The sequence below is a fragment of the Gemmatimonadota bacterium genome (assembly GCA_026387915.1).
In the GTDB taxonomy this organism is placed as follows: Bacteria; Gemmatimonadota; Gemmatimonadetes; order Gemmatimonadales; family Gemmatimonadaceae; genus Fen-1231.
Genome location: JAPLKS010000009.1, coordinates 235,464 through 254,888 on the forward strand (window position 1 = coordinate 235,464; position 19,425 = coordinate 254,888).

General features: G+C 65.2%; 21 protein-coding genes. 9 read left to right on the forward strand and 12 right to left on the reverse strand.

The genetic code is table 11. The features are described from left to right. Positions 1-18: 18 nt before the first annotated feature. From NTZ43_05230 to murA, 5 genes are all read right to left on the reverse strand, one after another. Positions 19-342, reverse strand: coding sequence for a ribosomal L7Ae/L30e/S12e/Gadd45 family protein (locus tag NTZ43_05230; protein ID MCX5766608.1), 324 nt, complete (start codon positions 340-342; stop codon positions 19-21). After that, on the reverse strand, positions 342-1,682 hold the full coding sequence (gene nusA / locus NTZ43_05235) for a transcription termination factor NusA (GenBank protein ID MCX5766609.1): 1,341 nt from the start codon (positions 1,680-1,682) through the stop codon (positions 342-344). Before nusA ends, NTZ43_05230 begins: the two co-directional genes overlap by 1 nt. A gap of 9 nt (positions 1,683-1,691) precedes the next feature. Then, on the reverse strand, positions 1,692-2,168 hold the full coding sequence (locus NTZ43_05240) for a hypothetical protein (protein ID MCX5766610.1): 477 nt from the start codon (positions 2,166-2,168) through the stop codon (positions 1,692-1,694). Positions 2,169-2,310: 142 nt separating this feature from the next. Next, positions 2,311-3,024 (reverse strand): polyphenol oxidase family protein, encoded by a 714-nt coding sequence (locus tag NTZ43_05245; GenBank protein MCX5766611.1) that lies wholly within the window; start codon positions 3,022-3,024, stop codon positions 2,311-2,313. A gap of 5 nt (positions 3,025-3,029) precedes the next feature. After that, complete coding sequence (gene murA / locus NTZ43_05250; protein ID MCX5766612.1) at positions 3,030-4,325, reverse strand: UDP-N-acetylglucosamine 1-carboxyvinyltransferase; 1,296 nt, start codon at positions 4,323-4,325, stop codon at positions 3,030-3,032. Positions 4,326-4,432: 107 nt separating this feature from the next. On the opposite strand from murA, the gene NTZ43_05255 reads away from it, so the two are divergent. Then, positions 4,433-4,894: a hypothetical protein gene (locus tag NTZ43_05255; GenBank protein ID MCX5766613.1), complete on the forward strand. Its 462-nt coding sequence runs from the start codon at positions 4,433-4,435 to the stop codon at positions 4,892-4,894. Further along, on the forward strand, positions 4,860-5,828 hold the full coding sequence (locus tag NTZ43_05260) for a zinc dependent phospholipase C family protein (protein ID MCX5766614.1): 969 nt from the start codon (positions 4,860-4,862) through the stop codon (positions 5,826-5,828). Before NTZ43_05255 ends, NTZ43_05260 begins: the two co-directional genes overlap by 35 nt. On the opposite strand, the gene gatB is transcribed toward NTZ43_05260, so the two are convergent. From gatB to NTZ43_05295, 7 genes are read right to left on the reverse strand one after another with little or no spacing between them, the layout of a single operon-like run. Next, complete coding sequence (gatB, locus tag NTZ43_05265; GenBank protein ID MCX5766615.1) at positions 5,801-7,228, reverse strand: Asp-tRNA(Asn)/Glu-tRNA(Gln) amidotransferase subunit GatB; 1,428 nt, start codon at positions 7,226-7,228, stop codon at positions 5,801-5,803. The genes NTZ43_05260 and gatB overlap by 28 nt on opposite strands. Next, positions 7,225-8,664 (reverse strand): Asp-tRNA(Asn)/Glu-tRNA(Gln) amidotransferase subunit GatA, encoded by a 1,440-nt coding sequence (gatA, locus tag NTZ43_05270; GenBank protein MCX5766616.1) that lies wholly within the window; start codon positions 8,662-8,664, stop codon positions 7,225-7,227. The genes gatB and gatA overlap by 4 nt, the downstream gene beginning before the upstream one ends. Continuing rightward, positions 8,661-8,969 carry an aspartyl/glutamyl-tRNA amidotransferase subunit C gene (locus NTZ43_05275; protein MCX5766617.1) on the reverse strand — a complete coding sequence of 103 codons (309 nt, stop codon included), beginning with the start codon at positions 8,967-8,969 and terminating at the stop codon, positions 8,661-8,663. The genes gatA and NTZ43_05275 overlap by 4 nt, the downstream gene beginning before the upstream one ends. Continuing rightward, positions 8,969-11,236: a UvrD-helicase domain-containing protein gene (locus NTZ43_05280; GenBank protein ID MCX5766618.1), complete on the reverse strand. Its 2,268-nt coding sequence runs from the start codon at positions 11,234-11,236 to the stop codon at positions 8,969-8,971. The genes NTZ43_05275 and NTZ43_05280 overlap by 1 nt, the downstream gene beginning before the upstream one ends. Then, positions 11,233-12,375 (reverse strand): HAMP domain-containing sensor histidine kinase, encoded by a 1,143-nt coding sequence (locus NTZ43_05285; protein ID MCX5766619.1) that lies wholly within the window; start codon positions 12,373-12,375, stop codon positions 11,233-11,235. Before NTZ43_05285 ends, NTZ43_05280 begins: the two co-directional genes overlap by 4 nt. Before the next feature lie 3 nt (positions 12,376-12,378). After that, positions 12,379-13,653, reverse strand: coding sequence for a serine--tRNA ligase (gene serS / locus NTZ43_05290; GenBank protein ID MCX5766620.1), 1,275 nt, complete (start codon positions 13,651-13,653; stop codon positions 12,379-12,381). Continuing rightward, complete coding sequence (locus NTZ43_05295) at positions 13,653-14,252, reverse strand: hypothetical protein (GenBank protein MCX5766621.1); 600 nt, start codon at positions 14,250-14,252, stop codon at positions 13,653-13,655. Before NTZ43_05295 ends, serS begins: the two co-directional genes overlap by 1 nt. 108 nt (positions 14,253-14,360) lie before the next feature. Between NTZ43_05295 and NTZ43_05300 the strand changes: the two genes are divergently transcribed. The 7 genes from NTZ43_05300 (at position 14,361) to NTZ43_05330 (ending at position 19,268) form a co-directional block, all read left to right on the forward strand. Beyond that, positions 14,361-14,714, forward strand: a complete 354-nt coding sequence (locus NTZ43_05300; protein MCX5766622.1) for a roadblock/LC7 domain-containing protein — start codon at positions 14,361-14,363, stop codon at positions 14,712-14,714. A gap of 25 nt (positions 14,715-14,739) precedes the next feature. Then, on the forward strand, positions 14,740-15,129 hold the full coding sequence (locus NTZ43_05305) for a response regulator (protein MCX5766623.1): 390 nt from the start codon (positions 14,740-14,742) through the stop codon (positions 15,127-15,129). Further along, a complete protein-coding gene (locus NTZ43_05310; GenBank protein MCX5766624.1) occupies positions 15,126-16,163 on the forward strand; it encodes a sugar phosphate nucleotidyltransferase in 1,038 nt (345 codons plus the stop codon). The genes NTZ43_05305 and NTZ43_05310 overlap by 4 nt, the downstream gene beginning before the upstream one ends. Then, positions 16,160-17,362, forward strand: coding sequence for a putative sugar nucleotidyl transferase (locus NTZ43_05315; GenBank protein ID MCX5766625.1), 1,203 nt, complete (start codon positions 16,160-16,162; stop codon positions 17,360-17,362). Before NTZ43_05310 ends, NTZ43_05315 begins: the two co-directional genes overlap by 4 nt. After that, positions 17,359-18,165 carry an MBL fold metallo-hydrolase gene (locus NTZ43_05320; protein MCX5766626.1) on the forward strand — a complete coding sequence of 269 codons (807 nt, stop codon included), beginning with the start codon at positions 17,359-17,361 and terminating at the stop codon, positions 18,163-18,165. Before NTZ43_05315 ends, NTZ43_05320 begins: the two co-directional genes overlap by 4 nt. A gap of 48 nt (positions 18,166-18,213) precedes the next feature. Further along, complete coding sequence (locus tag NTZ43_05325; protein ID MCX5766627.1) at positions 18,214-18,555, forward strand: PilZ domain-containing protein; 342 nt, start codon at positions 18,214-18,216, stop codon at positions 18,553-18,555. A 74-nt stretch (positions 18,556-18,629) separates the two neighbouring features. Next, entirely contained in the window at positions 18,630-19,268 is a 639-nt protein-coding gene (locus tag NTZ43_05330; GenBank protein ID MCX5766628.1) for a carbonic anhydrase, read from the forward strand. Positions 19,269-19,425 lie beyond the last annotated feature (157 nt).

A 19,425-nucleotide genomic window follows, 5' to 3' on the forward strand; every position in this document is an offset into this window, starting at 1 on the left:
ACTACCTCCGTTATGCGATCACGCATTTGCGCCATCGACGATGGCGCGAATGCCCTTCGCCAACTGCACGTCGACGATGCCAACCACCGCCGTCGTTTCCCGCCCCGTCGCGCCACCCAGCGCGACTGCGGCGGCTCCGTCTACAATCGGGACCCGCTTTGCCGTGAGGAGCGGCACGACTTTGTCGCGGCTGTTGGATGATGCGTCGCCGGCCACAATGGCCAGCCGAAGCGTCCCCTTGCCCGCTGCCTCCCTCACCCGATCCACACCCACCACCGCCAGTCGGCCGCGCACGCCAAGCCCAACGAGCCCCAGCACGCGCTTCCAACTGGCGTCGTTCATCACCCCTGCGGCGCGTCGGGCGCGGCGGGCGTCTCAGCGGCCACGTCGTCTGCTTCGTCGTCGGTGAGTTCGTCAATCATCTTCATGATGCGATCAGCCTCTTCCGGCGCGATGCCGGGGAGCTTGAGGAAATCCTCGCGCTCGAGGTCGATGATGTCGTTGAGCGTGCGATAGCCGCCGGCCTCGAGCACCGCCACCGTGGCGGGCGGGAGTCCTTCGATTTCGCTGAGCTGCACATCGGCCGCGTCTTCGTCCGGCAACGGCGCAAAGAGCGGCACATCGCCACCGCGCTCGAGCCATTCGCGGCTCGAGTACAGGTCGATCTTCCACTCGGTGAGTTCCGAGGCGAGGCGCACGTTCTGTCCGTTGCGGCCGATGGCCAGCGAGAGCTGGTCTTCGTCGACAACGGCCTGAATGGTTTTGGTCGCGGCGTCGCTGAACACGCGCGCCACCTTGGCGGGCGCGAGCGCGAGCTTGGCAAAACGCTCCGGGTCAGCCGACCACGGCACAATGTCGATGCGCTCGCCGCCGAGTTCCTGCACGACGGCCTGCACACGCGCGCCCTTGAGCCCGACGCACGCGCCCACCGGATCAATCGACTCATCACGCGAGACGACGGCGATCTTGGTGCGGCTGCCCACTTCGCGCGAGGCGGCTTTGATTTCGACAATGCCCTGCTGAATTTCCGGCACTTCGAGCTTGAAGAGCGCCTTCACAAAGAGCGGGTCGGCGCGCGACAGCACGAGACGCGGCCCCTTGGGCGTTTCCTCGATCTTCTTGAGCACGGCGCGAATGGGCTCGCCCTGCTTGTAATCCTCGCGATGGTTCTGCTCGCGATACGGAATGATGGCTTCGGCTTCGCGGAACTTATTGAGCATGATGACGATCTTGCCACGCTCGATCTGCTGAATTTCCCCGGACAGCAGGTCGCCCTGCCGCGAGGTGAATTCGTCGCGAATCTTGGTGCGCTCGCCTTCACGGACGCGCTGAATGATGCGCTGCTTGGCGGCCTGCACGGCGGAACGACCGAACTCCGCGAAGTCGACGGGAATTTCCATCACGTCGCCGAGCTGATAGTCGGGGTCCTCGAACCGCGCTTCTTCCAGAATGATTTCGCGCGCGGGGTCCTCGACCGTTTCGACGACCGTCTTGAGCAGGACGATTTTGATATCGCCCTTGAGCTCGTCGATGTCGACTTCCGCGTTCACGGTCACGCCGTGCTTCTTGGCGAGGGCCGCATTGATACCATCCTGCAACAGCTCGTGCAGCTCGCTGCGCTCGATCTGCTTGAGATTCGCAAGCTCACGAATCGCGTTGAGGATTTCGGTTGAACCGGCCATCCAGAACTCCTACGGTTTCCAGTGAAAGACGAGGCGGGCTTCCTGCACGTCCGCCAACGCCAGCTGATGTTCGTTTCCTTTGAGGTCGCGCACCACGATCTGCTCGTGCCCGTCCGTTCCCGTTACGGCGACAATGTCGACTTCGACACGGCCGCCCACCGACGCAAAACGCGGGCTCTTGACGCTGGCCCGTCGTCCTACAAACCGACGCCACTCAGCGATGTTGCGCACGGGGCGCTCCATGCCAGGCGACGACACTTCCAGCACGTACCGGCTATCCACCAAGCCCGGCGACGCATCCAACTTGGCTTCGATCGCGCGTGACGCCCGTTCACAGTCGCCTACCTGTACCTTCTCGAGATCACGACGGTCAATGCGAATATCGAGAACCGGACGACTCCGAGAACCCCCGACGCGGAATTCCACGAGGTCCATTCCCAGTGCGTCAAGTTCAGCAACCACAATGGGTTCCAGCGCTTGCTTCACGTTACGTCACCGATAGGAACAGAGACAAAAAAATGTGGGGAGAACTTCCCCCACATCGGCCGGCGTCCAGACTCGTCGGTCAGACATACAATGATACTGGCGGTGAGGCGGTGGAGCAAGCCCCCTCACCCCCCGCTCGGCCTTATGGCGCGATCTCCGATTGGGCGATGACGGCCACCTGGCGGCCGGCATCGCCGGCTCGGTGCGAGAAGTAGCGGTCGTTGTCGCAGCGGGTGCAATACGGGCTCGCCGTCACGCGTGCCACGCCGTGTTCCTTGGCCTGTTCCGCCAGCAAGGCCCGCAAGTCCACGTGGCGATGCCGGATAGTGGTCCAGCCGGTGAGGCGCTCAAAGACATCCGGCGACACCTCGTAACAACGACCGCAGATCGCTGGCCCGAGGTGCACGTGGAGCTGCGTGACGTCCACACCGGCGCCCGCAAACTGGGTGAGCGCGCGAGGGACGATGCGGTCCGCTGTGCCGCGCCAGCCGGCGTGGAGCAGTCCAATCGGGCCGCTCGGATGGGCCAGAAAGACGGGGACGCAATCCGCGATGGTCACGGCAAGCGCGGAGCCGCGGGCGGTGGTGAGATGACCATCCGCCCCATTGGCACGGCGCCAACCGAGCCAGTCAGGGCTGTGCAGTAGCACGTCGGTGCCATGCACCTGCTTGGCACTCGCGAGTCGTGTGGCCGCCGGCTCGAGTGATGCCGCCAGCGACTCCCAGCGCGCGACGCAGTCCGCTGCAGGCGTTGGTTCAGCAAGCACAAAGTCGCCGGCGGCACGCGTGGTGGTAAACGCGGTGACGCCGAGCGACTCCAACTCCGGGATGTGATCGCGCGGCGCGAGTGGTGCCACCCCCATCAACGACTCGGGGCCTCGACGCGCCGGATATTGGCGCCCAAGGCATTGAGCCGTTCATCGATGCGTTCGTAGCCGCGGTCGATCTGCCCGACGTTGTTGATCGTGCTCTCCCCTTTCGCACACATCGCAGCAATGAGCATGGCCATACCGGCGCGAATGTCGGGGCTTTCCACTGTGGCGGCGCGCAGTTCGCTGGGCCCGGCCACGAGAGCGCGGTGTGGATCGCACAACACAATGCGGGCGCCCATGCCCACAAGCTTATCTACAAAGAACATGCGCGACTCGAACATTTTTTCGTGCATGAGGATAATGCCCGAGCACTGCGTGGCGGCCACGATGGCGATGGACATCACGTCGGCGGGAAAGGCGGGCCATGGCTGATCTTCGAGCTTGGGCACGTGCCCGCCGAGGTCACTTTGAATCTCAAGCGATTGGTCGGCTGGCACGATTAGGTCATCGCCGTCAGCGACGGTGCGAATACCCAGCCGGTCAAAGCCCATGCGCACGGACCGCAGGTGCTCGACGCCCGCGCGCTCGATGCGCAGTTCGGAGCGCGTGACCGCTGCGAGACCGATGAACGAACCGACTTCAATGTGGTCGGGTCCGATGGCGTGCGTGGCGCTGCCGAGGGGTGCGCCGCCGTGGATGGTGACGACGTTGGTGCCGATGCCCTCGATGCGGGCGCCCATCGCTACGAGAAAGTGGCAGAGATCCTGCACGTGCGGTTCGCAGGCGGCGTTCCGCAACACCGTGGTACCGGTGGCGGCGACGGCGGCCATCAGCGCGTTTTCGGTGCCGGTGACGCTGGGTTCATCGAGAAAGACGTCGGCGCCTCGCAGTCCCTGCGTGGTGAAGACGATGCGATCGGTGAACACGTGCTTGGCGCCGAGTTCTTCGAGGGCGAGAAAGTGCGTGTCGAGGCGACGGCGGCCGATGACGTCCCCGCCGGGCGGCGAGAGTTCCACGCGTCCACAGCGCGCGAGCATCGGCGCGGCGAGGAGGATGGAGGCGCGAATGCGCGCGCACATCACAGGATCGAGCGAGGACGCGCTGACATTCTTCGCGTGCACGCGGAGTGTGTTGCGCTCCGTCCACTCGGCCTCGGCGCCCGTGGTGCGGACGAGTTCGACGAGCGTTTCGATGTCGCGAATGCGCGGCACGTTGGTGAGCGTCACCGGCTGATCGGTGAGCAGCGTGGCCGCGACAATGGGCAACGCGGCGTTTTTGTTGCCGCTTGGCCGGATGGAGCCGGAGAGGCGGCGACCGCCTTCAACGAGGAACTGGACGGCGCTCATGGCAGCACTCGAGAATGAATCCGATCGTGGGGTGACTGCGCCGACGTGACACAGGGGAAGCACGGGATTGCTTGCCCTGTGACGATCATCGACCTACTATCGAGGATATGACGATTCACCTCGCATTTCCGGCACTTCTGGAGCAGGCCGCGACGACGGCCCGCGACACCATCTTGGTTCGCCAGCTCCCCCCCATTCGCACGCCGTTCGAGGAGCTCGTATTTACGGCGGGTGGACTGACCTCGATTCTCGTGTTGGTTCTGGTGGCGATGCTGGTGGTCGCCTTGCTGGCGGTTCGCCGATCGGTACAACGCGCGCACGCCACGTTTGAGCGCCGGCTCGAAGATTTTGGACGTCGGCTCGACGACGTCAACTCGCTGGTGGGCCGCGTGACCAATCAGGCGGACCGGGTGGCGGATTTGACGGGTTCGGCGATTAGCGGCGTGGAGTGGGGCGCCGAGAAGATCAACGAACTGCGCAAGCGGAAGCGTCGGCCCCGGCGTCGCCGGCGTGACGGTGGTGCGTCGCCCGACGGTGGCAGCGACTCTACGCCGCCGGATGGAGAGTAAGTCGCGCTCGGTCCTCCCGTTCTGGGGGACCGCGACGCTGTGCGCCGTCGCGTTGCTTGTGCTGTGGCCATCGGACGCCTTTGCCTGGACGCCTGGGACGCACATCCTGCTCGGCGAGGCGGTGTTGCGCACGGCGGCGTTGTTGCCGCCTGCGATCGCGGCGTTGCTCCGCGCCCATCCGCAGGACTTTCTCTACGGCTCGATCGCTGCGGACACGAGCATTGCCAAGAAGTACGCGCGATTCGGCCGCCATTGTCACTCGTGGGCCGTGGGACTTGAGATTCTGGAACGTGCCAACGATGAGCCGTTACAGGCGTTTGCCTTTGGCTACCTCGCGCACCTCGCGGCCGACGCGGTGGCACACAATTACTTTGTGCCGCATCAGTTGGCGGTGACCTCGAGCACCACGGCGCTCGGCCACTCGTATTGGGAGAGTCGGTTTGAGACGCACTTGAGTGAACGCTATCCCGCTCGGGCGCATGACATCATTCGGCTCGACCACGGGCGCAGCGACGAGCACCTCGACGTCATTTTGAGTCCCACCATTTTTAGCACGCCAACCAACCGCCGCATTTTTCGCGGGATGGTAGTGGTCACGGACTCCGATAGTTGGCAGCGGGTGTTCTCGGTGCTCGTCGAGAATAGCCGATGGGACCTCGAAGAGCCGGTGGTGGCTGGGCATTTGTCGCGCTCGTACGACTTCATCATGGATTTTCTCTCGCGCGACGCCAAGTCGGAACCGTTTGCACTGGATCCCTCAGGCGACGTCGCGTTGCGCACCGCCAAGCAGGTGCGCCGTGGCGCGCGGCGGCGCGGTGGCGAGGACGCCGTGCGCGAAGAGGCCACGCAGCAGTTCGGACTCCCGGCCGCGACCCTGCCCTATGCGCGCGCGCTCACCGACCCGCTTTACTTGCCGCGTTCCGCCAAGAGCTGATTCACCTTTTTGGGATCGGCGCTCCGGTTGGACTTCTTCATCACGAATCCCACCAGCACGCCCTGCAAGCGCGCTTCGCCGCCCATGAATCGCGCGGCTTCGTCGGCGTGTTCGGCCCACACGTCGTCGATCCACGCACGAAGCTGTGCATCGTCGCCGACTTGCAAGAGACCGTCCCGTTCGGCGATCGCCCGCGGGTCGGCCGCATCGCGGTGCATGGTATCCAGTACGGTCTTCGCGGCAGTTCCACTCAATACGCCGTCGCGAACCAGGGCGATCAACGCGCCGAGTCGTGCGGCCGTCACGGGGAAGCTGTCGATTGTGGCGCCTGTTTCGTTGAGTGCGGCGAGGACTTCTCCCGTCACCCAGTTGGCGGCGGCCTTTCCGTCGCCCGCAGCGGCAGCGGTGTGTTCGAAATAATCGCCGACGGCGCGTGAGGCCGTCAGGACCTCCGCATCGGCGGCGGTGATACCGAAGTCGCGGCGATAGCGCTCACGTCGGGCCGCGGGAAACTCCGGAAGCGCCGCGCGGTGCGCAGCGATGTATGCCGGCGCGAGCACGAGTGGCGGGAGATCCGGATCTGGGAAGTAGCGGTAGTCGTGGCTCTCTTCCTTGGAACGCGCCGGCCGCACGGTACCGCGCCCAGCGTCGAACAACATCGTCTGCTGCACGATCACGCCACCGGCATCATGCACGGCACAGTGGCGCGCGAACTCTACCTCAAGCGCCCGCTCGACATTCGAGAACGAGTTGAGGTTCTTGATTTCCGTCCGCGTGCGAAATGCCGTTTCGCCAGGAAGTCGTGCGCTCACGTTGGCATCGACGCGCAAGCTACCTTCTTCCATGGAGCAGTCCGACACATCGGCAAAGAGCAACACCTCGCGCAGCGCGCGCAGATATGCGCCGGCCTCGGCGCTACTGCGAATTTCCGGCTCGCTCACGATTTCGACGAGCGGCACTCCCGAGCGATTGAGATCAATGGCCGTGAAGCCGGCAAAGCGATCGTGCACGGACTTCCCCGCGTCCTCTTCCATGTGAATGCGGGTGATCGTGATTGCGCGCCCGTCAGGGAGCACCACGCGTCCCCGTTCGGCGAGCGGCCGATCGAACTGCGAGATCTGATATCCCTTGGGGAGATCGGGATAGAAATAGTTCTTGCGGGCGAACACCGAGCGCTCATACACAGTGCACTCGAGGGCGAGCGCGGCTCGCGTGGCGAGTTCCACGGCGTGGTCATTGAGCACCGGCAATGCACCGGGGAGCGCGAGACACACCGGGCAGGTATTGGCGTTGGGCGCGTCGCCGAAATTGGTCGAACAGCGGCAGAAGATTTTGGTGCGCGTTTTGAGATGCACGTGCACCTCGAGCCCTACGACCATTTCGTAACGATGGGCGCTCATGCGTGCGCATCCTTGCCGAGCGCATGCTCTAGCGCGTACGCCACTCGGAACATCGTGGCTTCGTCGAACTTGGCGGCGAGAATCTGTCCGCCCACCGGTAGCGCGTCGGTGCGGCCGATGGGGACGGACATCGCCGGCAGCTCGGCCAGATTGGCCGTGACCGTGAAGATGTCGCTCAGGTACATCTCGTACGGATCTGAAATGGCGCCAATCGGAAAGGCGGTGGTGGGTGCCGTGGGCGTGAACAACGCATGCACGCCGGACGCCCACACCGCATCGAAGTCGCGACGAATGAGCTCCCGCACCTGCATCGCTTTGCGGTAGTAGGCGTCGTAGTAGCCGGCCGAGAGCACGTAGGTGCCGAGCAGAATGCGACGCGTGACCTCGGCGCCGAAGCCGCGACTGCGCGTGGCTTCGTACATCGCGCGCACGCCGTCGCCGTCCACACGGAGGCCGTAGCGGACCCCATCAAAGCGCGCGAGGTTCGCCGAGCACTCAGCGGGCGCAATGATGTAATAGGCGGGGATCGCGTAGTCGGTATGCGGCAACGACACATCGCGCACAGTAGCGCCGCGGGCCCGCAACGCATCAAGTGCGCGCTCGCAGTGCGCACGTATTTCGGGAGCGAGCGACGACGGAAAGTATTCGACCGGTTTGCCGATGACGACGCCCGTGAGGTCGGTGTCGGTGGTACGCAGCACCGGCGCTGGGCGCGGCGCTGACGTTGAATCGTGGGCCGTATCATCGCCGGCGATCACTTCGAGCGTGAGGGCGGCATCATCTACCGTGCGTCCGAACACGCCGACGTTGTCGAGCGATGATGCGAACGCGACGAGGCCGAACCGACTGACGCGGCCGTAGGTGGGTTTGACACCGACAATGCCACAGAATGACGCTGGCTGTCGAACCGATCCTCCGGTCTCGGAGCCGAGTGCGATGGGGGCAATCCCCGCCGCGACTGCGGCGGCGGATCCGCCGGACGAACCGCCTGGCACGCGAGATGGGTCGATAGGATTTCGCGCGGGGCCAAAGGCGCTGTGCTCGTTGGAAGAGCCCATCGCGAACTCGTCCATATTGGACTTACCGACGAGCACCGCACCGGCGGCGCGTAGCCGCTCCACCACTGTGGCGCTGTACGGACTCACGTATCCTGCGAGCACGTTCGATCCGCAGCTCGTGGTAAGGAAGGTGGTCGCGATGTTGTCCTTGATCACGACGGGCACGCCAGCGAGCGCGCCGCCCATCGGCGCTGCGGCTGCCTGGCGCAGCGATGCGTCGCGATCCGCGGAGATGATGCAGTTGAGACCGTCCTTCCCCGCACCGACGGTCGTGGCGCGGGCAAAGCTCGCTTCGGTGAGCGCGGCGCTTGTGACGCGTCCGTCGCGTACCGCGGCGGCGATGTCCGCGGCGCGCTGTTCGAGCCACGGCGCGGTCACGACTCCTCCTCGGCGCCGTCGTGCGTGGCCAGACGCGGCACGAGAAAGAATCCGTCGCGCATGAGCGGTGCAAAACTCTCGCGGGTGCGGTCGAGTGGTGTGGCGGGGCCTTCGTCCGGCCGGCGTACGAGCCCTGGGTGCGCGTCTACGTCGGCGCTGACGGCGCTCGTATCCGCGCCCTGCAGCGTGTCCATATGACCGAGAATCCCACTCAACTCTGCCACGAGCGCGTCGAGTTGCTCTGGAGGCACACCGAGGCGTGCCAACTGCGCCACATGGCGCACGTCCTCGCGAGAGACGCTCACTATTCGAATCCCCGCTCGAGCCCCGCGAAGGCTGCGACGAGCCGTTTGCGTCCGACTTCGTCGTCGTCGAAGTCCACCGTGACTTTGAGATCGCGGCCGTTGCCGGAGAACTCTGCGATGGTGCCCGACCCAAATGTTTTATGACGCACCCGTTCGCCCTTGGCGAACGCGGGCACGTCCTGCGACATCTCCTCAAACTCCACGGGCTTCTCGCGGGCGCGATCGGCGTGCCAGCCGAGCCGCGGGGTGTCATCGGCCCACGCGGTGGGCTCGCGCACGGGACGCAGGGCCGCACTACGTCCACTCGCGCGCAGGCGAATGGTCGCGATGGGGGTGAGTAACTTCTCGGTGGCTGGCGAGATGAAGCTCGAGAGCACCGACTGCATCAGCTCACCGTTCCGACGACGGCTCCGCGCCCACGAGAGTTGCAACACTCGTTCGGCGCGTGTGATGCCCACGTAGAACAGGCGACGTTCTTCCTCGAGCGCTTCGGGGTCGTCGAGTGAGCGACTGAGCGGAAAGAGGCCCTGCTCCAGGCCACCGATGTAGACCACCGGAAACTCGAGCCCCTTGGCGGTATGCAAGGTCATCAGCGTTACGGCGTCGGCATCCGGCCCAAGTTGGTCGAGTCCCGCAACGAGCGAGGCGCGCTGCAGAAAATGATCCAACGGCCGCAGTCCAACTTCGCCGCCATCTTCGATCACCGTTTCGGCCGCACTGCGAATGAGTTCGGCCACGTTCTCGAGGCGCTCGAGCCCCTCGGGGCCTTCGGCGCGCAGCGCGTCGCCATAGCCGCTGCGATCGACGATCTCGGCGAGCAGGCGATCGACGCTGGCGTCGGACGCCAAGACGCGGAGTTCCTCAAAGAGCACCGCAAACTCCTCGAGCGTGCCGCGCGTGGACGCGCGGGCCCCACCGATCAGCTCGGGACGTCGCGCCGCGTCGAGCAGTGAGATCCCCGCCTCGCGTGCGGCGATGGCGAGCAGTTCCACCGTCGCATCTCCAACGCCGCGACGCGGGGCACCAATGGCACGCCGGAAGGCTTCCTCGTCGGCCGGATTGGCGACGAGGCGCAGCCACGCGACGAGATCACGAATTTCACGACGATCGTAGAAACGCACCGCGCCCACAATGCGGTACGGCACCAAGCGCCGCCGCAGCGATTCTTCGAGCGGACGGCTCTGCGCGTTGGTGCGATACAAAATGGCGATGTCCGCCGCGGTGGTACCGCCGCGCGACGTACGTGCGAGGATGTCCTCGACAATGGAATCGGCTTCGTCGCGGTCGTCCAATGCCGTCAGCAATGTGACGGGGTCGCCAGCGGGACGCGTGGCGCGCAGCGTCTTGCCGCGCCGGCCGGTGTTGTCCGCGATCACGGCATTGGCGAGGTCGAGGATGCCCGGCGACGACCGATAGTTCTCCTCGAGGCGCACCACGGTGGCGTCGGGCCAATCGCGCTCGAACTCGAGAATGTTGCGAACGTCGGCGCCGCGCCAGCCGTAGATCGCCTGATCGTCGTCGCCCACGACCGCGACGTTGCGATTCACACTCGCGAGCAAACGGATCAACTCGTACTGCGCGTGGTTGGTGTCTTGGTATTCGTCGACCAGCACGAATTTGAATCGCCCCGCCCACTGTGCGAGCACGTCGGCGTTCTGCTGGAGAATCTGCACCGGCAGCCAGAGCAGGTCGTCAAACGAAATGGCGTTCGCGGCACGGAAGGCCGCGTCCCAGTCCGCATAGAGCGGCGCGACGGCCTTGGCGAGCGGCGTGAAGGCGAGGCGGGCGTATTCCTCCGGCGACACGAGCGCGTTGCGCGCCTCCGACACGGCGTCGGTGATGGCGCGCGGCGCCCACGTCTTGGACGAAATCCGGTGACGCTCCATCAGCCGCTTGGCGACGGCGAGGGTATCGTCTTCGTCGTAGATGGTGAATGCGCTGGTGCGCCCAACGCGATCCGCGTGGGCGCGCACAAAGCGTGCGCCAATGGAGTGAAAGGTGCCAATCCACATACCGGCGGGCTGATCACCGAGCTGGCGGGTGATGCGCTCGCGCATCTCCCCTGCGGCCTTATTGGTGAACGTGACCGCGAGAATCTGCGACGCCCGCGCGTGACCCTCGTGCACGAGTCGCGCGATGCGGGTGGTGAGGACGCGCGTTTTGCCGGAACCGGCGCCGGCGAGCACGAGCAACGGCCCCTCGGTGTGATCGACGGCTTGTTGCTGCGCCGGATTGAGTGCGGGCCCGGCGGAGTGTGCGAGAGTCATCCCGGCAAAATAACGTCGAATACAGCGCCGCGGTCGGAGGGCACCAGAACCAGACGACCGCCGTGATTGTCTTCGACGATGCGCCGTGTGAGCGCGAGCCCAATCCCCCACCCCCGCTCTTTGGTGGTGAAGCCGGCGGCAAATATCTTACGCCGCAGCGCCTTGGGAATGCCCGGCCCGTCGTCCGCCACGCGCAGCCGGACACCGCTCCCTGCGGCCGGTGTGAGGCTCACCACAATCGACCCGCCGCGCCCCGCCAGCGCGTCGATGGCATTCTTGACCAACGATTCAATGGCCCACTCGAGCAGCACCCGATCGCCGGCAATTTTGATAGGGTCGTCGCCCTTCTCGAGCGAGATGATGATGGGATGCGCGAGTGTCGGCACCCGCGCCGAGAAGTAGGTCACCACATCGCCGGCAACGGCGCCCAACTCCACCCGCTCGCGTTTGGGCGGTCGTCCGATGCGCTCAAATCGGTGCGCCACGCGCTCCAAGCGCTCGACGTCCTTGATCATGTGCGGCACTGCCTGCACCACCATCGCGTCGTCGCGATCGCGCAGGAGCTCCACCCACCCGCTGAGGCTGCTGAGCGGCGTTCCCAGCTGATGCGCTGACTCCCGTGCCATGCCCGCAAAGACGCTTTCGCGGTCGGCACGATTGCGCGTGCTCATAATGACAACGCCGGTAATCAGCAGCACGCCGATCATCGCGACCTGCAATACCGGAATCACCCGCATCCCGCGCACGAGCTTGGAGTTGCCAAAGTGCACCGCGCCGCCGCCGGGAAGGCGCACGGGCTTGTTGGCGCGGTCGAGTTCACGCACGTAGTCTGCGACCTGCGGATCGTGAATAGACGCGACGAACGGCAGATTGGCCGAGGCGCTCGGCCGACCAGAAGGATCGGTGACGATCAATGGAACGCCGAGCCGATCAATGCCCTTGGTCACATCGATGAGCGCGAAATCGGCACCGTCACCCTGCGGATCAGCGAGCGCGCCGAAGGCCTGCGCATACATCCGCCCAGCGGTGGCTGATTCCTCCCGCAGCTGGCCGACGACCAACTGGGTGTACCACAACAAGGACCCGAGCACGAGCAGCAGGCCGACCGCAACAATGACGACCGGCGCGCTCCGTTTCATGGGCTAGCGCAACACGTCGGTGCCGAGCAGTGGGCGCAACACGTCTGGCACCAAGACAGTGCCGTCGGGCTGTTGATAGTGCTCGAGAATGGCCGCGACCACGCGCGGAAACGCGAGCGCCGACCCATTGAGCGTGTGGACGAATCGCGGCTTCTCACCCTTCGCCGGGCGGTACCGGATATTCGCGCGACGCGCTTGGAACTCACCAAAGTTGGAGCAACTCGACACTTCGAGCCACTTGCCGACGCCCGGCGCAAACACCTCGAGGTCGTACGTCTTGGCGCTCGAGAATCCGGTGTCGCCTGCCGCCAGCAACAGCACGCGATACGGGAGGCCCAGCAACTGGAGCACGCGCTCGGCATGACCGGTGAGCAGTTCCAACTGCGCGGCGGAATCCTCGGGCGCCGTAAAACGCACCAGTTCGACTTTATCGAATTGGTGCACGCGGAGCAGGCCGCGCGTGTCTTTACCAGCGGCCCCAGCTTCGCGACGGAAGCACGCACTCCAAGCCGTGAGCGCAATCGGGAGCTGGGCGCCATCAATCAGCTCGTCGTGCATCACGTTCGTCAGCGGCACTTCGGCGGTCGGAATGGCAAAGAGCGCGTCGTCGCGGAGGGCGTACATATCCTCCTCGAACTTCGGCAGCTGTCCCGTGCCCACCATCGAGTCGCGATTCACAAACAGGGGAACCCAGCGCTCGTCGTACCCGTGCTCGCCCGTATGCAAGTCGAGCATAAAGTTCATGAGGGCGCGTTGGAGCCGAGCGCCCATGCCGCGATACACGATAAAGCCAGAGCCGGAGATTTTGGCGCCAGCGGCGAGGTCAATCAGCCGCAGCGACTCGCCCACTTCCCAGTGCGGCTTTACAGATTCGGCCGCGCGCGGCTCGCCCCAGGAGCGAACCACGGTGTTGTGCGACTCGTCGCCCTCGGGAACTTCGGGGAGCGGGAGATTGGGGAGTTCGAGGAGAATCGCGTCGAGCTCATTCTGCGCGGCGCCCAACTCCTGCTCGAGGCGAGCGATTTCCTCGCCGAGCACGCGGGTGCTTGCCACCAAATCGTCCGCCGACTCCCCTGCCTTCTTGAGACGCGCCACTTGCTGACTGGCGGCGTTCCGCGCGGCTTTCCGCTCTTCCACCGCCTGAATGGCCGTTCTGCGATCGCGGTCGAGCGCTTCGGCGCGATCAATTAGCGGCCCCAATGCGTCGAGCTTCCCGCGGCGACGCATACCGTCGCGGAGTGCGTCGGCCTGCTCGCGCACCATCCGTGGATCGTGCATTACTTCGTGGGGAGACCGGCCTCGAGCGACCGGAAGGTGCAGTTGCTGTTGATCGTCGTGCGGCCGTACAGCGTGCGCGTGGTCAGATCAATGGAATCGACCACGACCTTGGCGTACAGATACGGCAGCGCGTACAAGCTACAGGTGGTCGACGGGGCCTGCACGATCACCGTCTCGCCGCGCTTGGCAACGGTCACGGAGTCGTACGTGTAGCCAGCGGTCGGAGCCAACGTCACCAAGTCATAGGTGGTCGTGGCCTTTTGGATGCCGACCTGCCGGTTCCCCAGTGGGTTCTCCCCAACAGTGTGAGGCGGCAGGAAGACGACGTCGCCCTTGGCGTTGAGGTCGAACGCGACATCAAACGAGAAGGAGCCATCCACTTTTGTGGTGGCCTTGGCTGGCAGCGAGAGCGCAGACGAGAAATTGAGCGCCGAGCCCGACAGGGCGTGCACCACAAAAATCTGGGTCGCGTTGGTGTACTGTGCCTTCATCGCGTAGGGATCGGAGCAGGCGGAAGCTGCCGCGGCAACCCCGATCAGGGCGCAGAGAAGGGTCGCCCGGCGAAGCGGAGCGACAACTGTATAGGCGTGTTGGGTCATCGGATGCAGAGTAGTGTATCCAGAAGAGGGTCCAAGTTCAAGCGAATCAGACGCTTGACTTCATTCGGGTGATAGGTACACTTCGTCAACCTTTCCACTGGAGCCGCGATGCCCACGATTCGGGACCTCGTCGCCGCCATCCGGCAGCGCGAAGGGGTCGAGGCGGCAGTGATCCTCGGCCGCGACGGCCTCTTGATTGACAGCCAGGTCGTTCCGGGGCTCGACGCCGAGCATGTGGCGGCGCATGTCCCGTCCATCATCCAGTTTGCGGACGAGCTTGGGGCGTCCGCCGAACGCGGGGCGCTCCAGACGGCTGTCCTTGAGCTTGAGCACAGCCTAGCCGTGGTGTCGTGCCTCTCCCCCGATGCCGTCCTGCTGGTGCTCGTGCAACCCAGCGCCGACCTCGGTCAGTTGTTGTACGAACTGCGCCGGAATCGCGCGAACATCGCGGCGTTGGTGTGAGCCGTACCAGACGGGGCAACCGCCGGTGAGCCATCATGTGCTGGTGGCCGACGATGAGCCGCACATTGGGCGCATCATTCAGACCAAGCTCGAACTGGGACCGTTCCGCGTCACCCTCGTGTACGACGGGGGCGAAGCATTACGGGCCCTTGAGCAATACCCCGACATTGAGCTGGTGCTCCTCGACCTGATGATGCCGGTCAAAACGGGGCTCGAGGTGCTCGCGGCGATGCGCGCGGATCCGCGCTGGGCGAAGCTCCCCTGTATGATCCTCACGGCGGCCGGCCAAGACCAACGCTTTGACGAAGCCATGCGACTTGGCGCCGCCGATTTTATGACCAAGCCTTTTAGCCCCAAGCGCCTGCTAGCGCGGGTAATGGAGTTGACCGGCGCCGCCGGTTCCACCCCCGCATGACCGATACCCCTTGGATTGTGGTGCTCGCGGGCGGCATTGGCTCGCGCTTTTGGCCGCTCAGCACCCCTGAGCGCCCCAAGCAGTTGTTGCCGCTGATTTCTGAGTTCTCGATGTTGCGCGACACGATCACGCGGCTCGCGACGATTGCACCGCCGTCGCAGACGCTCGTGCTGACCAACGCGACGCTCGCCGACGCCGTGCGGCGCGAGCTGTCGGAACTCCCCGCGGAGAATGTGATCGCAGAGCCAAAGCCAGCCGGCACCGCGGCGGCGCTCACGTGGGCCGCGCTTGAGGTGGCGCGCCGCGGTGGACGCGATGCAGTGATGCTCTCCGTGCATGCTGATTGGGCCATTGGCGATGTCGAGGCGTTTCGGACGTCGCTGCTGGCGGCGGCCACGGCTGCGCGCGAGGAGCGCGCCTTGGTGACGGTGGGAATTGTGCCGCAGCACGCGGATCCAGGACTTGGCTACATCGAGCCCGGTGCCGTGGTGCGCGGTGCCGTGCGGCGCGTGGCGCGGTTCATCGAAAAACCGTCGCGTGAACGCGCGGTGGAGTTGGTGGCAGCGGGCTGCCTCTGGAACTCAGGGATCTTTGCGTGGCGCGCGGGCGACCTGCTCGATGAAATCGAGGCGCACTGTCCTGAGGTGGCGCCGGCGGCGCGCGCACAGGCGACGTCGATGACCGCGTTCTTCTCCGCCGTGAAATCCATTGCGATTGACGTTGGCGTATTGGAGCGTTCGTCGCGCGTGATGGTGCTCGCTGGCGACTTTGGCTGGAGCGATGTCGGGACGTGGTCGGCGTTGCGGTCGGTGCGGCAACGCGACGCGGCTGGCAACGCCGTGTCAGGCCCCACGCACTTACGCGATGCGCGGAACAATGTGGTGCATGCCGATGACTCAACCGTTGTGCTGTACGGCGTTGAGGACCTCGTGGTCGTCTCCGCGAATGGTCTCACGTTGGTGACCACCGTGGATCGCGCGGCAGATCTGAAGACCCTGCTCGATTCCCTGCCCGAACACGTGCGCCACCGATGACCGCGCGGCTGGTGCTGTACGACGACGCGACCGCGCGCGCCTTCGAACCCTTTGCGCACACGCGGCCCGTGGGCGAACTCCGCGCGGGCGGCGCGTTGCTCCGCGAACGGTGGGAGCGCGTTGCCGCGGCGCGCGCCACGGGGTTTGTGAGCGCGCCCCATCTCGCGACGTTCGCGGAGTTCGACGGCCCACCCGCGATTCACGCGACGACGCTCGAGGCTGGGACCCTGCTCGTGAATGCCCGTTTTGCCGCGGCACTCGACGGCGTCCTCGATGCGGGATCTACCGTGTGGCGATGCGACGGCCGAGTGGCCGCGGTGCGACTCACCGCACCGCTCGACACGCAACGGCTCGCCGACGGTTCGTTGGGTCTCGACTCGCTCGCCACGGACGGCGGCGCCGAACTCCGCGGCTGGTGGCTGCACGATGTGTGGGATTTGACGCGGCACCTCGGCGAGATGCTGCACTCGGACATTCCGCTGCTCGCCGGCGATGCGGAGGCGCCGCCGGCCCACGCCGCAGTCCTCGGCGCGCACGATGCCCTCGTGGCGCGCGGCGCCTACGTGGAGCCGTACGTGTTATTCGACACGACGTACGGCGCCGTACTCGTACAGGCCGGCGCACGCGTTGCCGCGTTCACTCGGCTCGAGGGCCCATGCATCGTCGGCGTGGATGCGCTCGTGGCCGGCGGTCGGATTGCCGGCAGTTCGATTGGGCCCAGCACGCGCGTTCATGGTGAAGTGAGCGCGACGATTTTTTTTGGGCACGCCAACAAGGTGCACGACGGCTTTGTGGGACATTCGGTGATTGGGCGCTGGGCGAACCTCGGCGCTGTTACGATCACGAGCAATCTCAAGAACAGCTACGGCGACGTGGCGCTCTGGACGCCGTCGGGGGTGCGCTCGAGCGGGATGCCGCGTCTTGGATCGTTTATTGGTGATCATGTCAAACTCGGCATTGGGTCGCGCCTGACCACTGGGTGCGTGATTGGCGCCGGTGCGAATGTGTTTGGCTCAGGCATCACGCCGAAGTACGTGCCGCCCTTTGCGTGGGGCGAGCAAGAGCCATTCGCGCGGTGGGAACTCGAGAAGTTTTTGAGCGTCACCGCGCGCGTGATGGCGCGCCGTGATATCACGCTAGATGACGCCGGGCGCGCGCTCCTTCGCGCCGCCTGGCAGCGGAGCCAGCCCCGCGCGTGAGAGCCTGGACGCTGGGCAGCGGCAGTCGAGGCAACGCCATTGTTCTCGAGAGCGGCGAGACACGCCTCTTGATTGACGCCGGCTACTCCGCGCGCACGCTGGCGCGCCGTCTCGCACTGACGGGCGTGGCGCCCGAGTCCATCAATGCGGTGATCATCACGCACGAGCACATCGACCACATTCGGGGACTCGGCGTGGCCGTGCCCAAATGGCGGTGGCCCGTATACGGCAGCGCTGAGACGCTCGGCGGCATTGGCGATCTTGATGCCGGCCAGTCCACGGCGATTGCCGCAGGGGCCTCGTTGGTGATCGGCGACATTGAGGTCACGCTGGTGCCGGTGCCGCATGATGCCGCAGGACCAACGGCGGTGGTGGCGACCGACACGCGCACCGGATTTCGCGCCTGCGTGGCGCATGACCTCGGATGCATGCCGCCCTCGCTCGCTGCGGTGCTTGGCGATCTGGACTTAGTAATGCTCGAGTCGAATCACGACGAGGAGATGCTGCGCACCGGTCCCTACCCGTTGCACCTCCAACGGCGGGTGGCGAGCGACCGCGGGCATCTGAGCAACCGACAGAGCGCGGACGCGCTCGCGGCGGCCGCGTGCGCGCGGTGGCGTGACGTGGTGCTCCTGCACCTCTCGGAGACGAACAACACGCCGCTGCACGCCACCAGCGCGGTGGAGCGGATGCTCCGCCGTGCACGATGCGCCGTGCGGGTCACCGCGGCACCGCAGGACCTGCCCGCCGGCCCGTTCGGCGACCCCTCCGCTGGAGCGCGGCAGTTTGAGTTGGCGATTTAGCGCCACAGGGACTCGAAAAACGGTGACCCCAAACCGATATTTCGCCACATGAGCCAAGGCCACAACAAACGCGATTTTTACCGCGTGTATTACCCACCGAAAGTCCGACCGAAGTTCAACATCGGCGGCGTGACCGCCGAAGTGATTGACGCCTCCGAACGAGGGGTCGCGTTTCGCATCCCCCACAAACCCATGCCGGAGCTGAACAGTGAGCTCGCGGGTACCATTCGGTTCCATCGACGTGAGGTGGACGTGTCGGGGGTGATCATGCGCGTGGACGAACACAAGGCCGTGCTGCTCTTGGACCCGCCGGGGATTCCGATGCAGGTGATTGTGATGGAGCAACAGCGGCAGATTGCGAGCTATCCGGATTTTCGCGCGCCATCGTAGGCCGGGTTGCGGTGCGGTTCGGAACTTCCGCCCGCCTCTCATTGTTTGTGGCATGACCTTCACCGTGTGCTCTCATGCTCAATCTGACCCGCCTCTTCGAAAACAACCGCGCATGGGCCGAACGCATGACGCGCGACGATCCGGCGTTCTTCTTGGAACGCTCGCGTGCGCAAACCCCGCATTTCTTGGCGATCGGGTGCTCGGATAGCCGCGTGCCGCTCGAACTGCTTTCCGGCGCTGCGCCAGGCGAGATGTTTGTGCACCGCAACGTGGCCAATCAGGTGTTTCCGGCTGACCTTAACGTGCTGTCGGTGCTGGAGTACGCGGTGGAAGTCCTCCGCGTGCGCCATGTGCTCGTGGTGGGCCACTACGGTTGCGGCGGCGTGCAGGCCGCGATGGACGCTGGCCAGGGCCAGGGTCTCGGGCTGGTGGATAACTGGCTCGGCGATGTGCGCGACGTACAGCGCCGCCACCGTGATGAATTACGCGACTTGCCGACGGTGGACGACCGATTCAATCGCTTGGTGGAACTCAACGTGTTGCATCAAGTGGTGAATCTCGCACGCACGCCAGTGGTGCAGACGGCGTGGTCGCGCAACGCGACGCCGTTGTTGCACGGCGCGGTGTTCGACGTGCGGGACGGGTTGTTGCGGTCGTTGGTGACGGCAGTGGATGGGAACGACAAGGCGGATGCGTTGATACCGCTGGCGTGAGAGGGAAAGACAACAGCAGTAGGCGGTTTTCGCTAGACCGTTTACCGTTGCGAACAGGCTGGGCGTAGAACTGCGTGCGGTGGGGCGGACAACGGATAACGGACAACGGACAACCGTTTACGGTTTACCGTTGTCCGTTTTGGCGTTTCCGTCGACT

Bases quoted from the DNA above. Each gene is read 5' to 3' on its own strand.
- NTZ43_05230 (MCX5766608.1), bottom strand. From the start codon at position 342: ATGAACGACGCCAGTTGGAAGCGCGTGCTGGGGCTCGTTGGGCTTGGC.
- nusA (MCX5766609.1), bottom strand. From the start codon at position 1,682: ATGGCCGGTTCAACCGAAATCCTCAACGCGATTCGTGAGCTTGCGAAT.
- murA (MCX5766612.1), bottom strand. From the start codon at position 4,325: ATGAGCGCCGTCCAGTTCCTCGTTGAAGGCGGTCGCCGCCTCTCCGGC.
- NTZ43_05255 (MCX5766613.1), top strand. From the start codon at position 4,433: ATGACGATTCACCTCGCATTTCCGGCACTTCTGGAGCAGGCCGCGACG.
- gatB (MCX5766615.1), bottom strand. From the start codon at position 7,228: ATGAGCGCCCATCGTTACGAAATGGTCGTAGGGCTCGAGGTGCACGTG.
- NTZ43_05280 (MCX5766618.1), bottom strand. From the start codon at position 11,236: ATGACTCTCGCACACTCCGCCGGGCCCGCACTCAATCCGGCGCAGCAA.
- NTZ43_05285 (MCX5766619.1), bottom strand. From the start codon at position 12,375: ATGAAACGGAGCGCGCCGGTCGTCATTGTTGCGGTCGGCCTGCTGCTC.
- serS (MCX5766620.1), bottom strand. From the start codon at position 13,653: ATGCACGATCCACGGATGGTGCGCGAGCAGGCCGACGCACTCCGCGAC.
- NTZ43_05295 (MCX5766621.1), bottom strand. From the start codon at position 14,252: ATGACCCAACACGCCTATACAGTTGTCGCTCCGCTTCGCCGGGCGACC.
- NTZ43_05300 (MCX5766622.1), top strand. From the start codon at position 14,361: ATGCCCACGATTCGGGACCTCGTCGCCGCCATCCGGCAGCGCGAAGGG.
- NTZ43_05310 (MCX5766624.1), top strand. From the start codon at position 15,126: ATGACCGATACCCCTTGGATTGTGGTGCTCGCGGGCGGCATTGGCTCG.
- NTZ43_05315 (MCX5766625.1), top strand. From the start codon at position 16,160: ATGACCGCGCGGCTGGTGCTGTACGACGACGCGACCGCGCGCGCCTTC.
- NTZ43_05325 (MCX5766627.1), top strand. From the start codon at position 18,214: ATGAGCCAAGGCCACAACAAACGCGATTTTTACCGCGTGTATTACCCA.
- NTZ43_05330 (MCX5766628.1), top strand. From the start codon at position 18,630: ATGCTCAATCTGACCCGCCTCTTCGAAAACAACCGCGCATGGGCCGAA.